Here is a 13,656-nt window from a genome sequence, read left to right as displayed (position 1 = left end):
GCGGGGACCATGACGGATGAATTGAAAAGCCGCGGGCTCGACGCCTGGACCGATTTCTTCGAAACGCTGAGCCACGATACGCTCGACCGGCTGACCGCGCTGACGGTGCCGGAGGTGCGTTTCCGCGATCCCTTCAACGACGCCCATGGGCGCGACGCGGTGCGCGCAGCGCTGCTCCACACGCTGAACGGCTGCCGGGACCTGCGCTTCACCGTCACGCATCGGCTGCCCGCCGATGATCTGGCGATCCTGCGCTGGCGGTTCGAGGCGACGGTGACCGGCATCGGCCGGATGGACGTCATCGGCACCAGCGAGGTGCGGCAGGCTCCCGACGGCCGGGTGGCCGAGCATGTCGACCATTGGGATTCCGGCGAGCATGTCTATCTGCGCCTGCCGCTGCTGGGCGCTCCGCTGCGCCTCATTCGGCGGCGGCTGGGGGCGGCACCGCCGCGCTGACGGCGCCCGGCTGGATCATCCGCCCTTCGGGCAGGAAGAACAGGCTGACCGTGCCGATCCACAGCCCCCAGCGATAGACGTTGGCGCGGTTGATCAGCGCGTCGCCCGGCTGCAGCCACATCCAGTCGTCGAACCGCACGCGCCAACGGCCGCCGCCGACCTTCAGCGCCATCTCGTAGGTCCAGTTCAGCGCGTTGCCGGCCGACCGGCCGACCGCCTTGCCGATCACGTCGTCGGCCTGCCCTTCGTACCGCCCCTCCCCGGTCCTGGCGATGCGCCAGACCCGACGGTCGGTCTCGCCGTCGGCATAGTCGAACCGTTCGTCCAGCGTCAGCTCCCGCCCATCCCAATGCCCGTCGATGACAACGGTGAAGCTGCGCCGCAAGGTGCCGAACCGGTCCTCGAACAGACCCCAGGCGTGGGTGCGACCGGCGAAATAGCGCTCGATCCGCAATTCCGGACCCGTCCCGGCAAAATCCTCGACCTTCATGGCAGGAATTCCCCGTTCAGGGTGCGGAGCCGGGCCGGCGGAAGCGCCAGAGCCCGACATCGATGGTGCCGGCGCGGAACCCCGCCTCGCAGTAGGCGAGGTAATAGTCCCACAGGCGGCGGAACCGCGGATCGAATCCCATGGCTGCGATCCGCGGCGCGGCCTCATGGAAGCGGCGGCGCCACTCGGCGCAGGTGCGGGCATAGGAGGCGCCGAAGGTCTCGACATGCTCCACCACCAGCCCGGCCCGCTCCGCTTCGGTTCGCAGGGCAGACGGGCAGGGCAGCAGCCCGCCGGGGAAGATGTGGCGCTGGATGAAATCGCAGTTGCGGCGGTAGTGCGGGAATCGGGCATCGTCGATGGTGATCGCCTGCACCACCGCCGCTCCGCCGGGATGCAGCCGGTCGCGCAGGCTGGCGAAATAGCGCGGCCAATGCTCCTCCCCCACCGCCTCGATCATCTCGATGGAGACGATGCGGTCGAAGCTGCCGCCGGCATCGCGATAATCCATCAGCCGCAGGTCCACCTTGCCGGCCAGTCCGGACTCCGCCATGCGGCGGCGGGCGAAGGACAGCTGTTCCGCCGACAGGGTCAGCCCGACGACGGAGGCGCCGCAGCGGCCGGCCAGATGCTCGGCCATGCCGCCCCAGCCGCAGCCGATCTCCAGCACCCGGGCGCCGGGGCGCAGTTGCAGAAGCTCGGCGACGCGACGGATCTTGGCGTCCTGAGCGTCCTCCAGGCTCTGCCCCTCATCCCCGTACAGGGCGGAGGAATAGGTCATACCGGGGTCGAGCCACAGCCGATAGAACTCGTTGCCGAGGTCGTAATGGAAGGCGATGTTGCGGCGGCTGCCGCGGCGGGAGTTGGCGCGGCTGCGATGGAACAGCCGGTTGATCGCGGACGCCGCCAAGGTCCCCTTCAGCACGCCCTTCAGCGCCGCCTCGTTGCGGATCGCCAGCTTGATCAGCGCCGGCAAATCGCCGCTGTGCCACAGCCCGTCGCCATAGGCCTCCGCCATGCCGATCCCACCGCCCAGCACCAGCCGCCGCGCCGCCGATCCGTCGAGCAGGGCCAGATCGGCGCGGGGACCGGTCGTCCCGTCGCCGAGCCGCATCGTCCGCCCGTCCGGCAGGCGCAAGGTCAATTCGCCGACGCGGATGCGGGCGGCCATCCTCAGCAGCACGCCGGTCCACAAATCCTGTCCGGTCACCAGCCGCAGCCACCGGGAGGGACGGCGAAGCGCGGGCGCAGCGATATCGGTCATACGGGAAAGCCTTCTCGGGAACGGTCAGAAGCGGGTCGAAGCGGGGGTGCCGACGACGACGGTCACCGGATGCGCAGGCGCGGGCGGGCGCGGGCGGATCGCCAGCCCCTTGCGCCAGAGATGCAGCGCCTCCCAATGGATGCCGGCGACCACCTTGGCGGTCATCAGCGGGTGCCGGGCCCAGGCGCGCAGGATGGCGCCGTCGGTCAGCTCCACCCGCCGCAGGGCGAGCGACGCATGCAGGACCGGCCCCGCCGCGTCGGTCTGGCGGATCGAGACGGACAGCGGCTCCCCCTGCTCGCCCGATGGCGGGCGGATGCGGAAGTGATAGGCGGTCTCCATGTCCATGAAGGGCGAGACATAGAACCGCTTGTCGCAGCGCTGGCGCACCAGCCCGTCCGCTCCGCGCTCCGCCGGGATCAGATAGGCGTGGCGCTGGCCGAAGGTGTTGCTGACCTCATGGATGATGGCGGCGAGCGTCCCGTCGGGCCGATGGCAGAACCAGACGCAGAGCGGGTTGAAGACGAAGCCCAGCACCCGCGGAAAGCACAGCAGCCGCACCGGTCCGCCCGCCTCGATCCCGGCCGCCGCGAGCTGCGCCTCGGCCCAGGATTTTAACGCGATGGCGTTCTCGCCCAACGGCCCGAAATCGCGGTCGTGGAAGCTGGTCAGGCCGAAGCGGTTGTGGGCGAACAGCCGCAGCTCACGGTCCAGCCGGGGAAGCTCGTCCAGGTCGGCCAGCAGGCTGAACACGCGGTAGGACAGGCGGTGGCGCACCGGCTTCACCCGATGGTGCATCACCGTGCCGACATAGAGGCCGGAGGCGAAGCGCCGCCCCTCCATCACGCCGCCTCCTTCCCGGCGACGGGCGCGACAGGAGCGGAGTGCGGGCCAAGATGAATGCGGCCGGACTCGTTCGGCACTCTCCAGGGTCGGCGCAGGCCGCCCAGCGCCTCGGCCACCGCCAGTCCCGCCTGCACGCCGTCCTCGTGGAACCCGGCGCCGAAATAGGAGCCGGCGAACCATGTCCGCCGCTGGCCCTGAAGGGTCCACAGCCGCTTCTGCGCCGCAAGCGCCGCCATCCCGAAGATGGGGTGGTCGTAGAGGACGCTGCGCAGGATGCTGCCCTCGCGCGGAGGATGGGACGGGTTCAGCGTGACGAACAGGTCGCGCTCCCGCTGCAGGAAGCCCTGCAGCCGGTTCATCCAATAGGTGACGCAGACGGCGTCCCCATCCTTGCCGCCATCGCTCTGCCGGCTGAGATAGTTCCAGCTCGACCACACGGCCCGGCGTTTCGGCATCAGGGCGGCATCGGTGTGCAGGATCGCGAGATTGCGCTCGTAGCCGAAGGCGCCCAGCAGCCGGCGCTCCTCCTCGCCCGCATCCTCCAGCAGGGCGAGCGCCTGATCGGCGTGGGTGGCGATCACGACATGGTCATGGGCGCGGACGGCGCCGCGGCGGTCGCGCACCAGGACGCGCCCCTCCTCGCGGGCGATCCCCTCGACCGCGCAGTTCAGGCGCAGCGCGCCGGGCATGTCGGCCAGGATGCGGTCGACATAGCTGCGGCTCCCGCCCTCCACCGTGCGCCAGACCGGGCGGCCCTTGATCTTCAGCAGGCCATGGTTGTCGCAGAAGCGGATGAAGGCGGCGGCCGGATGATCGCGCATCGCCTCGGCCGGGCTCGACCAGATGGCGGCGGCCATCGGCAGCAGATGGTCGCGGACGAAGGCGTCGGAGTAGCCGCCGCGGTCCAGGACGTCGCCCAACGTCAGCGTTTCCGCCGCGGTGTCGGTCAGCAAGCCCGGCGCCTCGCGGTAGAAGCGCAGCAGGTCGGCCAGCATCCGCCAGAAACGCGGGCGCAGCAGGTTGCGTTTCTGCGCGAACAGCGTGCCCAGCGAGCTGCCGGCATATTCCACCCGTCCGCCGTCGAGCGAGGCGGCAAAGCTCATGTCCGTGGCGCGGGTCCGCACGCCCAGCCGGTCGAACAGCGCAACAAGGTTGGGATAGCAGGGCTCGTTGTAGACGATGAAGCCGGTATCGACCGGGCCGGCACCATCGGCCTCCACCGTGTTGGCATGGCCGCCCGGCCGGTCCTCCTTCTCGTAGAGCGTGACGCGGTGCGCCTTCGACAGCAGCCAGGCCGCCGACAGCCCGGCGATGCCGGCGCCGATCACGGCGATGTCGAGCGGACCCGATGACGGAAGGGCGGGTTCGGAAAGCGGCATGGCGGACGGCCCTTCTCGGGGTCTTGGGCGTGATCGGGACCGGACCCTAACCGAAATGGGTAGGTCCGGCGCGAATGATCCAGATACGGCGCTCGGCGGCGGTTGGATCATGCCACGCTCGCGCTTTCCGGCGCTCCGGTCGAGTGGACGAAACGCACACCGACAAATGTCTCACGGGCGGTGATCCGAAGCGGCAGCGTTGGCGTATCCTGGCCATGATCGCACCGCTGGCCTCACTGCTGTCGCATGCCACCGGCCCGGACCAGACCAGGACCGGGCCAGCCCGGCCGTTCGCTGCCCAGCCATCGCCAGCCCGGTCTCCAGACGATGCGCTGGCGGCACGGCTGTCGGACGATCTGGTCGCGGTGGCCTCCGGCGACCGGGCGGCCTTCGCCCGGCTGTTCGGCCACTTCGCCCCGCGGGTGAAGGCCTACATGCTGAAGCTGGGCATGCCGGCGCAGCGGGCGGAGGATCTGGCGCAGGACACCATGCTGTCGGTGTGGCGGAAGGCCTCGCTCTACGACCCGGCGAAGGCGGAGGCGGCGACCTGGGTCTTCACCATCGCACGCAACCTGCGCATCGACGCGCTTCGCCGCGAACGCCACCCGGAGGTGTCGGACGACGAGTTGCTGGAGCATGAGGACGACCGCCCCCGCGCCGACGAATTGCTGGACGGCGACCGCCGTGCCCGCCGCCTGCGCGGCGCATTGGCAGAGCTGACGCCGGAACAGGCGGAGGTGGTGCAACTGTCCTTCTTCGCCGACCTCGCCCACCCGGCGATCGCCGAACGGCTGGACGTGCCGCTGGGCACAGTGAAATCGCGCCTGCGTCTGGCCATGGTCAAGATCCGCAAGGCGTTGGGAGACGACGACCGATGACCGTGCCGCAAGCCTTTCTGCCGAATCACCACCCCAGCGACGCCCTGCTGGTGGCCTATGGCGCCGGCAGCCTCGCGGAGGGGCTGTCGCTGGCGGTCGCCGTCCATCTCGCCCACTGCCCCGACTGCCGCGCCGCCCTGGCGGAGGTGGAGGCACTGGGCGGCGCCCTGCTGGAGGAGTTGCCGCCCGCACCGCTCGAAACCCTGTCGCTGTCCGCCACGCTGGCCCGCCTGGATCTGGAGGAGGCCCCTGCCAACCCGTGCAAGGCCGGACGGGCCGGCGCGCTGTGGGGCAGCCGCCGGCCGTCCCGTCCGGGGCCGCGAGACGGCACGGCTCTTCCGGCACCGCTGCGGCCCTATGTGCCCCGGGCGACCGAACTGGACAGGCTGGCATGGCAGCGTCTGGCGCCCGGCGTCCGGCGGGTGGAACTGATGCCGCGCAGCGCGGCGGGCGGTGCCGCCCAGCTTCTGCGCATCGCCCCCGGCACCGCCCTGCCCCACCATGGCCATGGCGGTCTGGAACTGACCGTGGTGCTGAGCGGCCATTTCGCCGATGAACTCGGCCGCTACGGTCCCGGCGACTTGGCCGAGGCGGACGGCGACACCGACCACCAGCCCATCGCCGACAGCCACCGCGACTGCATCTGCCTGATCGCGACCGACGCGCCGCTGCGCTTCACCGGGCTGATGGGACGGCTGATGCAGCCCTTCATCGGACTCTAGCGTCCCGTCACGCCACCGCTTCCAGCGGCGTCAGGCCGTGGGTCAACCGTTCGACATCGCGGTCGAAGGCAGCCTGATCGGCGTCCGACAGGTCGAATTTCACATGCAGGCGGCCCTGCTCGCTGGACTTGATGCGGGCGGCGAGCGGCCGGGCGACGCCGTCGATGCGCAGGACCAGCGGCGCACCGGCCGGCCGGTCGGGAGCGCCGGTCAGCATGGCGCCGCCCGACGACAGGTTGGCGACGGTGGCGCGGACCGGCAGCGCGCCGGCGCTCTCGACCGTGCAGTCGATCGACACGGCGAAGCGCGGGCGCTGGCGGCGGTCGACGTCGGTGGTGGCGGTGCGGACGACGCGGATCAGCACGTTGCGCAGGGCGTCGATGCCGCCGGCCACGTCGACGGCGACGGTCCGCACCTCGCCGGCGCGGTCCTGGGTGGAGCTCGCCTCGGCGGAGACGCGGCCGATGCGCAGCGACACCTCCTTCGCGGCCTCGCTGGTCTGGCCGACGGAGCGGGCGATCTCGTGGGTCGCCGCCGCCTGCTCCTCCACCGCCGCGGCGATGGAGGAGGAGATGCCGGCCACCTCGTCGATGGTCTCCGACACCTCGCCGACCGCGCCGACGGCCGACGCCGTCACCGCCTCCACCTCCGCGATCAGCGAACCGATCTCCTCGGTGGAGCGCGCGGTCTGGCTGGCGAGGTTCTTCACCTCGTTGGCGACGACGGCGAAGCCGCGCCCGGCCTCGCCGGCCCGTGCCGCCTCGATGGTGGCGTTCAGCGCCAGAAGGTTGGTCTGGCTGGCGATGTCGCCGATCAGCCGGGCGACGGCGCCGATGCGCTCCACCGAGGCCGACAGCCGTTCGATGGTGGAGCGGGCGAGACCGGCACGGTCCACCGCCCGGCCGGTGACCTCGGCAGCGGTGGACACCTGCATCCCGATGTCGGCGATGGCGGCCGACAGCTCCTCCGTCGCGGCGGCGACGGCTTCGGCGTTGCTCAGCGCCTGCTGGGCCGCGGCCGCGACGGTCTGGGCATTGCCGCTGACCTGCACCGCCGATTCGGCCATCGCGCCGGCGTTTGTGCTCATGCGGGAGGTGCGCTCCGCCACATGGTCGACGGCGACGCGGGTCTCCTGCTCCACCTTCTCCGCCATCGCCTCCAGCGCATGGCGCCGATCCTCCTCGCCACGGCGGCGGGTCTCCTCCTGCTCGGCGCGCAGCCGGGCGTTCTCCTGCGCGCTCTGCTGGAAGACCCGCACGGTGTCGGCCATGTGGCCGATCTCGTCCCGGCGTTCCGTCAGCCCGATCTCCACATCCAGCGTGCCGCCGGCAAGCGCCACCATGGCGCGCCTCAGCCGCTCCATCGGCCGGATCATCGCCACCTCCAGGAACACCACGCAGGCGGACGCCATCAGCAGGATGGCCACACCGGCGCCGATCAGCGTCAGGCGCAGCCCGTCCGCCGTCGCCCGCACCTCCTCGATGCCGGCGGTCAGTTCCGTCAGCCGGTCGGAACTGACGGCGACCACACTGGCGCCCAGCGCTTCCAGGCTGCCGCCCATCGTCTCGGCAACGCTGTCGAACTGTCCCATCATCGGATTGCCGGCCGCCGGCCCGCCGGCGACATAGGCCTTCGCCATGCGCTGGCCCGTCTCATAGAAGGGACCGAAGGCGGTGCGGGTCTTCTCGATCTCGGCGACCACCTGCGGAAGCTTCAGATCGCGCGCCAGATCGGCGGCCCTGGCGGTGTGCTCCCCGAAACGGCGGGCGAAATCAGCCGCCTTCGCCCCGCCGTCGTCCAGACCGTCCAGACCGCGCGTGGCCGACAGGTCGGTCAGCCATTGCTGTGTCTGCACCACGTCATGCCGGATCTCCGCCACCAGCGACACGAGGGGGATGATCCGGCCGACCACGTCGCCGGTTTCACGCTGCACATCGGACAGATGCTCGGTCTGCCGTCCCATGTCGCGCATGGTGAGGACCGAGGACAAGCCGACCGCGGCGAACACGAACACCGCGACCGCCACAACCTTCGCCCGGATTGAAATGACGTGGAGAATGTTGCCGGCAGCGACCATGATCAGGCACTTCGTACGTTAAGAGTACAAACGATTTGCGCCCTTCGACGCAAAATCACTCTAAACCGTTTCGTCACCTTCGTCACGGCAAACAGTCAAAAACGGGCGAACCCTGTGTTTGACTGCAGCAATTACTCCTGAGTTATTTGATTTTTTCCTTTGAGCAACAAAAAATCTAGCCGCAGAATTTCTGTTGCCTCAAACCACCTCGTTTCGACTTTCAGCGTTTTCCACAGGCTGCAGGCGCGACGTCAGCAGCTCCTTGGTGGCGACCGCGACCTCCCCAAGCGCCTCGTACAGCGGGTCGCCGGGTGGGCAGGTGCCGGACGACTGCAGCCGTTGTTCCATCAGCGAGGCCAGACGGCTCAAGCGCACGGCACCGATGTTGGCTGCCGTGCCCTTCAGCGTGTGGGCGATGCGGGGGAGATGGGCCGGGGAATTGCCGGGCGCATTTCCCGCACCGCCCTGCCCGGCCAGCCGGTTGGCTTCCCGGATCGCGGCGATGCTGTCGTCCACCGTCTGCCGGAAGGCGCTCACCGTCCTCGCCCAGGTCTCTTCGCCGATCACCGCACGCAGGGACTCCGCCTGCCCGGCGTCGAGAAGCGGTGCGGACCGCCACAGTTCGGCATCCGCCGGAGCCGGAGCCGAAGCCGACGATGGGCCCGCCGGCCCGGAGACGGTCTCCCTCGCTTCTGCGTCCGATGAGGGCTGCTGAGGACCGGCGGCGCCCGTGCCGGGTGGCTCCTCCGTCCGGGATTTGGACACGCTGCCCAGTATCTCGAACAGGTCGGCCGATACGATGGGCTTGGTCAGGTAGGCGGTCATGCCGGCGGCGAGATACTCGGCGCGGTGGCCCGGCATGACGTTGCCGGTCAGCGCCACGATGGGCAGGCGGGATGCCGGACCCGGCATGGCACGGATGTGGCGGGTGGCGGTGACACCGTCCATCACCGGCATCTGCACGTCCATCAGGACCAGATCGAACCGATCCTCCTCCACCAGCCGCACGGCCTGCAGCCCGTCCTCCACCGCCGTCACCCGGTGGCCGGCGCGGCGCAGCATGGTGACGACGATGTCGCGGTTGATCTCGTTGTCCTCGGCCACCAGCACGCGCAGGCCGCAGGTTTCCTCCGTCCCCCACCCGCCGGACGGCGTCCCCTGCGGCGCCCCCTGCGGCTCCGGTTCCGGGGCGCAAGGCGCGGTCGGGACGCCGTCGCTCGGGTCGGCGGCGGGTTCGCAGCGCACGGTGAACCAGAAGGTGCTGCCCTTGCCTTCGGAGCTGACGACGCCGATCCGCCCGCCCATCAGCGTCACCAGTTCGCGGCTGATCGCCAGCCCCAGCCCGGTTCCGCCGAAGCGCCGGGTGGTGGAGCTGTCGCCTTGGGTAAAGCGGCGGAAAAGGGTCGGCTGCACGTCCTCCGGAATGCCGATGCCGGTGTCGGCCACCTCGAACCGCAGGAAGAAGGGACGGCCCGGCACGGCCTCCCCCTCCAGCCCGACCCGCACGGCGACGCCGCCGCGTTGGGTGAATTTCAGCGCGTTGCCGACCAGATTGACCAGCACCTGCCGAATGCGCCGCAGATCTGCGCGCACGCGGTCCGGCACCGCCGGAGCCACCTCCCGCGTCAGGATCAGGCCGCGTCCGCCGGCCGTCGGTTCCAGCAGGTCGATGCAGTCGCGCATCACGGCGCGCAGTTCGAAATCCGCCGGCTCCACCTCCGCCTTGCCGGCCTCCAGCTTGGACAGATCGAGGATGTCGTCGATGATCTGCAGCAGCGCCTTGCCCGACCGGTTGGCGACGTCCAGGAGCTGGCGCTGCTCCTCGTCCAGGTTGGGGCCGTCCACCAGGGCGAGCGCGCCCAGAACACCGTTCATCGGCGTGCGAATCTCGTGGCTCATGGTGGCCAGGAACTCGCCCTTGGCCCGGTTGGCCTGATCCGCGGCCTCCTTGGCACGGCGCAGGCTGGCCTCGATCTCGCGCTGGGCGGTGACGTCGCGGAGCGCACCGGTGACATAGCGGCGGTCTCCTTCCCGCCAGCCGGCCAGCGACGCCTCCAACGGGAACTCGCTGCCGTCCTTGCGCCGCCCGGTCAGCTCCTGCACCTCCGACCGCGGGGTGTCGCCGCCGCTGTCGCGATATGTGGCCAGCAGTCCGTCGTGGACCGCGCCGACGGCGGCCGGCATCAGCCGGGTCATCGGCCCCCCCAGCACCTCCGCCGCCCGGTAGCCGAACAGCCGCTCCGCCGCCCGGTTGAAGGCGTCGACGGTGCCGTGTTCGTCGATGGTGACGATCGGCTGGCCGACCGCCTCGAACATGGCGCGGTAGCGCGCCTCGCTCGAGGCAAGCCGGTTGGCGGCCGTCTCCCGCTCGGTGATGTCGGTGGCGGAGCCGCGATAGCCGCGGAAATCGCCGCGCCGGTCGAAGATCGGCCGGCCGCTGACGCTGAAATAACGCGGCCCGGCCGCCGTCATCACCCGGTAGCGGAAGTTCCGGAACGGCTCCCGCCGCTCCACGACGCGGCGATGCTCCTCCCACTTGGCGGCATCCCCCGGCTCGCGCAGGGCGATGTCCTCCCGCCGCAGGCCGATCGGCAGAGTGCCGTTGGCGATGTGCGGGACCAGCGGACCGGCCAGGCCGGAAAAGCGCAGATCGGCATCCATCTCCCAGAACCAGTCGGAAGCCGTCTCCGCCTGATCGCGGAACCGCTCCTCGCTCTGCGCGAGGCGCCGGGCGAGCGCGGTGAGCCGGGCCGTCTGCCGCGTCGCCAGCAGGGCCAGCCCGAACAGCCCCAAGCTGCAGGCCGCCGCTCCCAGCAGGTAGATCCGCTGCCGCCGCCGGGTATCGGCCATGAAGGACGCCTCGTCGAAAGCGGCCGTGACGATCAGCGGATAAGCCGACAGGGTGCGGTAGGATTGCAGGCGCAGAATGCCGTCGATCACGCTGGAGGTGCGCAGGAAGCCGGTGGGCTGGCGGCGCGCCATGGCCAGCGTCGACGAATCGCTCACATCGCGGCCGATGATGCGGTCGTTCATCAGGGAACGGGCGCGCAGGATGCCGTCCGTGCCGATGATCGCCACGGCACCGTTCGGACCGACGTCCAACTCCTCCAGCGAGCGGCTGAAATAGAAGGGATCCATCGACGCGACCAGCACGCCGGCGAAGCTGCCGTCCTTGCGGTCGATGCGGCGTGTCAGCTGGATCGACCATTTGCCGGACGCCCGGCCGAACACCGGCTTTCCGATGAACAGGCCGGCCTTGGGATTGTTGGCGTGGACCCGGAAATGCTCGCGGTCGGCCAGATGGACGCGGGCGGGGGCATCCTCCACGCTGGTGTAGGTAAGGTCGCCATGTTCGTCGATGATCGCGAGCTGGACCAGGATCGCCGACCGTTCCACCGCCTGCCGCAGCATCCGCGACACGCCGTGGCTCCAGACATCGCCATGCTCGCGGAAGTCGTCGATCAGGAACAGAAGGATCTGGTCGGCCTCGGCGATGGTTCTGTTCGCCTGTTCGGCCACGACGCGGGCAAGATTGCCGCCGTCGCGCTCGGCCCGCGCGATGGCCTCCGTATCGTCGTAATGGACGAGCATCAGGGATGCCGCCCATAGGCCGGCTGCGATCACCAGGGTCGCCGCCCAGACGGCGGCGATGAAGCCATGCTGCTGAAGCCGCTCCCCCATCAGCCGCGCTCTCCGCCGGCCGGGGCTCCGTCCCGCCCGCCCGCGGCGAGTGCCGCCACCCCGCGCGCCAGCCGCGGCAGATCCACCGGCGTCGGCAGCACGAGGTCGGCAGGTCCGCACGGGGCTTCCCCGCCGTAGAGCACGCAGGGCAGATCGCCGCGCAATTCCTTGATACGGCCAGCCAGAGCCATGCCTGCGGGCAACGCGCTCAAGCCCGGCCCGATCACCACCGCATCGAAAAAGCCCGGCTCCTCGGCGACCACGTCCAGCGCATCGCGCAGATCGTCGCAGACGGACACCTCGAAGCCCTGCCGTTCCAGACCGGTCTGGAACCGGTCGCCCGACGCCGGGTCGGCCTCCACCACCAGAACCTGGAGCACCGGAGCCTTGCGCTGCCGCAATGGGGGTGCGGGGGCTGCCGGCGCGGGCTCCGGCCGGGGAGGTGAAACGGCGGGAATGTAGAGGCGGATGGCCGTGCCTTCGACAGGATGGGTCAGCAGGCTGAGACCGCCGTCGTGGCGCCGCGCCGTCGACAGGGCCGTGGGCCAGTCGCCATCCTCCCGCGCCGGCTGGCCGCGCCGGTAGCGCGTGCGGACGGACAGCAGCGGGTCGACCAGGGCGAACAGGAGGTCGTCGGCCAGCGGCGCACCGTTGACGCGCAGCTCGAACAGGGTGTGCGGGCCTTCCCGCGGCTGCAGGAGCTGGCGCACATGCCAGCCGGCGCCCGCCGCGTCCTCGCCCTCTCCCGAATCCGGGTCACCACCGGCAGCCTCCCAGCGGGAACCTCCGCAAGGCACGGCGCCGGGAACGCCGCCGGGAACGCCGGAAGAGCCGGCCCGCAGGCAGAACCGCAAATCGGTGCCTGCACCGGTCGCCAGCACGATCTCCGCCGCAAGCCCGGCCAGCGTCCGCGCCAGCATCCCGGCATCGCAGAGGGGGTCGGGCGCGGCGGGGTCGTGCCGGACCGCCAGGCAGGCCGGCATCGCCGACGCGGTGCGCAGAAGGCCTGCGGTCTCGTCCAGCACCTTGCCTGCCCGCTCCTGGACGACGGCGGCCGGCTCCATCCTTGCCGCCGTCACCAGACGGCGGAATTCCGGGCGGGCGCGTTGAACGGCCTTCAGAATTCTCTCGGCATAGTCGGCCTGGGGCGAGTCGGCCGGCAGGTCGGCGGCGAGGAAATCGGCATAACCGGCCACGGCACCCAGCGCGTTGTTGAGGTCATGCACGATGGTGCAGGCCAGTTCGGCACGGGCGTCCATCGCCGCCATCTGCTGGGCGCGCAGTTCGGCCGACATCCGGAGCCGCATCTCGTGCAGCGCCCCCTCCAACGCGGCGATCCGGGCGGCGTCCGCGGCGCTTCTCGCCTGTGCATTCCCTTGCTCGGCCGACGGGGAAGCGGTGGGCGGTGTGGTGGACGCCAGGCGTTGCTGCACCGGTCCCGCCGGCCGGCGGTGCGCCGCCCAGCCACGGAAAAGCGCCAGCCCGGCTGCCGCGCCGGTGACGGCGGCAACCAAGGGAAGCGCCCAGGGGGCAGCACCGCTCAGCGGGTCGAGCACGGGCAGGAGCAGCACCGCCGCACCCGCCAGCGCGGCCAATGCCGGCGCCGCGGCGGCATTGCCGGACGCGTCTCGGCCGGCAGCAGGTGCAGGGGCCGGCGGAACGGCCGGCCGTGGCAGGGAATGGTCGGATGGGCTCATCGACGACTCGGGAGTGCGGCCATTTGCGATTGCGCCCCCGCCTTGTGGCGGACCGGACGGCGAGCGGGGCAGGAGACGCGACCGGATGGAGAGGGACTATACCAGAAGGGTGGCGATAGCGCCGCTGGGATCAGCCCTATGCGTCACCCTGGCCGCCCCGCTCCCA

At 70.7% G+C, this 13,656-nt stretch carries 10 protein-coding genes; 3 read left to right on the top strand and 7 right to left on the bottom strand.

The features are described from left to right. Positions 1-9 precede the first annotated feature (9 nt). Entirely contained in the window at positions 10-456 is a 447-nt protein-coding gene (locus FZ983_RS07810; protein WP_149222978.1) for a nuclear transport factor 2 family protein, read from the top strand. On the opposite strand, the gene FZ983_RS07805 is transcribed toward FZ983_RS07810, so the two are convergent. From FZ983_RS07805 to FZ983_RS07790, 4 genes are read right to left on the bottom strand one after another with little or no spacing between them, the layout of a single operon-like run. Next, the gene (locus tag FZ983_RS07805; RefSeq protein WP_149222977.1) at positions 419-946 is read right to left on the bottom strand and encodes a DUF3833 domain-containing protein; all 528 of its coding nucleotides are present in this window, start codon (positions 944-946) and stop codon (positions 419-421) included. The two genes, FZ983_RS07810 and FZ983_RS07805, sit on opposite strands and share 38 nt — an antisense overlap. Positions 947-962: 16 nt before the next feature. Further along, positions 963-2,210 carry a cyclopropane-fatty-acyl-phospholipid synthase family protein gene (locus FZ983_RS07800; protein ID WP_149222976.1) on the bottom strand — a complete coding sequence of 416 codons (1,248 nt, stop codon included), beginning with the start codon at positions 2,208-2,210 and terminating at the stop codon, positions 963-965. Positions 2,211-2,234: 24 nt separating this feature from the next. After that, positions 2,235-3,053, bottom strand: a complete 819-nt coding sequence (locus tag FZ983_RS07795) for a DUF1365 domain-containing protein (RefSeq protein WP_149222975.1) — start codon at positions 3,051-3,053, stop codon at positions 2,235-2,237. After that, on the bottom strand, positions 3,053-4,435 hold the full coding sequence (locus FZ983_RS07790) for an FAD-dependent oxidoreductase (RefSeq protein WP_149222974.1): 1,383 nt from the start codon (positions 4,433-4,435) through the stop codon (positions 3,053-3,055). The genes FZ983_RS07795 and FZ983_RS07790 overlap by 1 nt, the downstream gene beginning before the upstream one ends. Positions 4,436-4,650: 215 nt before the next feature. Between FZ983_RS07790 and FZ983_RS07785 the strand changes: the two genes are divergently transcribed. Beyond that, a complete protein-coding gene (locus tag FZ983_RS07785; protein WP_149222973.1) occupies positions 4,651-5,313 on the top strand; it encodes a sigma-70 family RNA polymerase sigma factor in 663 nt (220 codons plus the stop codon). Then, entirely contained in the window at positions 5,310-6,035 is a 726-nt protein-coding gene (locus FZ983_RS07780) for a ChrR family anti-sigma-E factor (protein WP_149222972.1), read from the top strand. The genes FZ983_RS07785 and FZ983_RS07780 overlap by 4 nt, the downstream gene beginning before the upstream one ends. A 7-nt stretch (positions 6,036-6,042) precedes the next feature. On the opposite strand, the gene FZ983_RS07775 is transcribed toward FZ983_RS07780, so the two are convergent. The 3 genes from FZ983_RS07775 to FZ983_RS07765 form a co-directional block, all read right to left on the bottom strand. Next, entirely contained in the window at positions 6,043-8,112 is a 2,070-nt protein-coding gene (locus FZ983_RS07775; RefSeq protein ID WP_247883649.1) for a methyl-accepting chemotaxis protein, read from the bottom strand. A 198-nt stretch (positions 8,113-8,310) separates the two neighbouring features. Then, positions 8,311-11,793 carry a PAS domain S-box protein gene (locus tag FZ983_RS07770; RefSeq protein WP_149222971.1) on the bottom strand — a complete coding sequence of 1,161 codons (3,483 nt, stop codon included), beginning with the start codon at positions 11,791-11,793 and terminating at the stop codon, positions 8,311-8,313. Further along, the gene (locus tag FZ983_RS07765; protein WP_149222970.1) at positions 11,793-13,490 is read right to left on the bottom strand and encodes a histidine kinase dimerization/phospho-acceptor domain-containing protein; all 1,698 of its coding nucleotides are present in this window, start codon (positions 13,488-13,490) and stop codon (positions 11,793-11,795) included. The genes FZ983_RS07770 and FZ983_RS07765 overlap by 1 nt, the downstream gene beginning before the upstream one ends. Positions 13,491-13,656 lie beyond the last annotated feature (166 nt).

Source organism: Azospirillum sp. B21 (genome assembly GCF_008364825.1).
Lineage (GTDB): Bacteria > Pseudomonadota > Alphaproteobacteria > Azospirillales > Azospirillaceae > Azospirillum.
The sequence above is the reverse complement of the archived record's forward strand: the minus strand, read 5'-3'. Positions and strand labels throughout refer to the sequence as shown.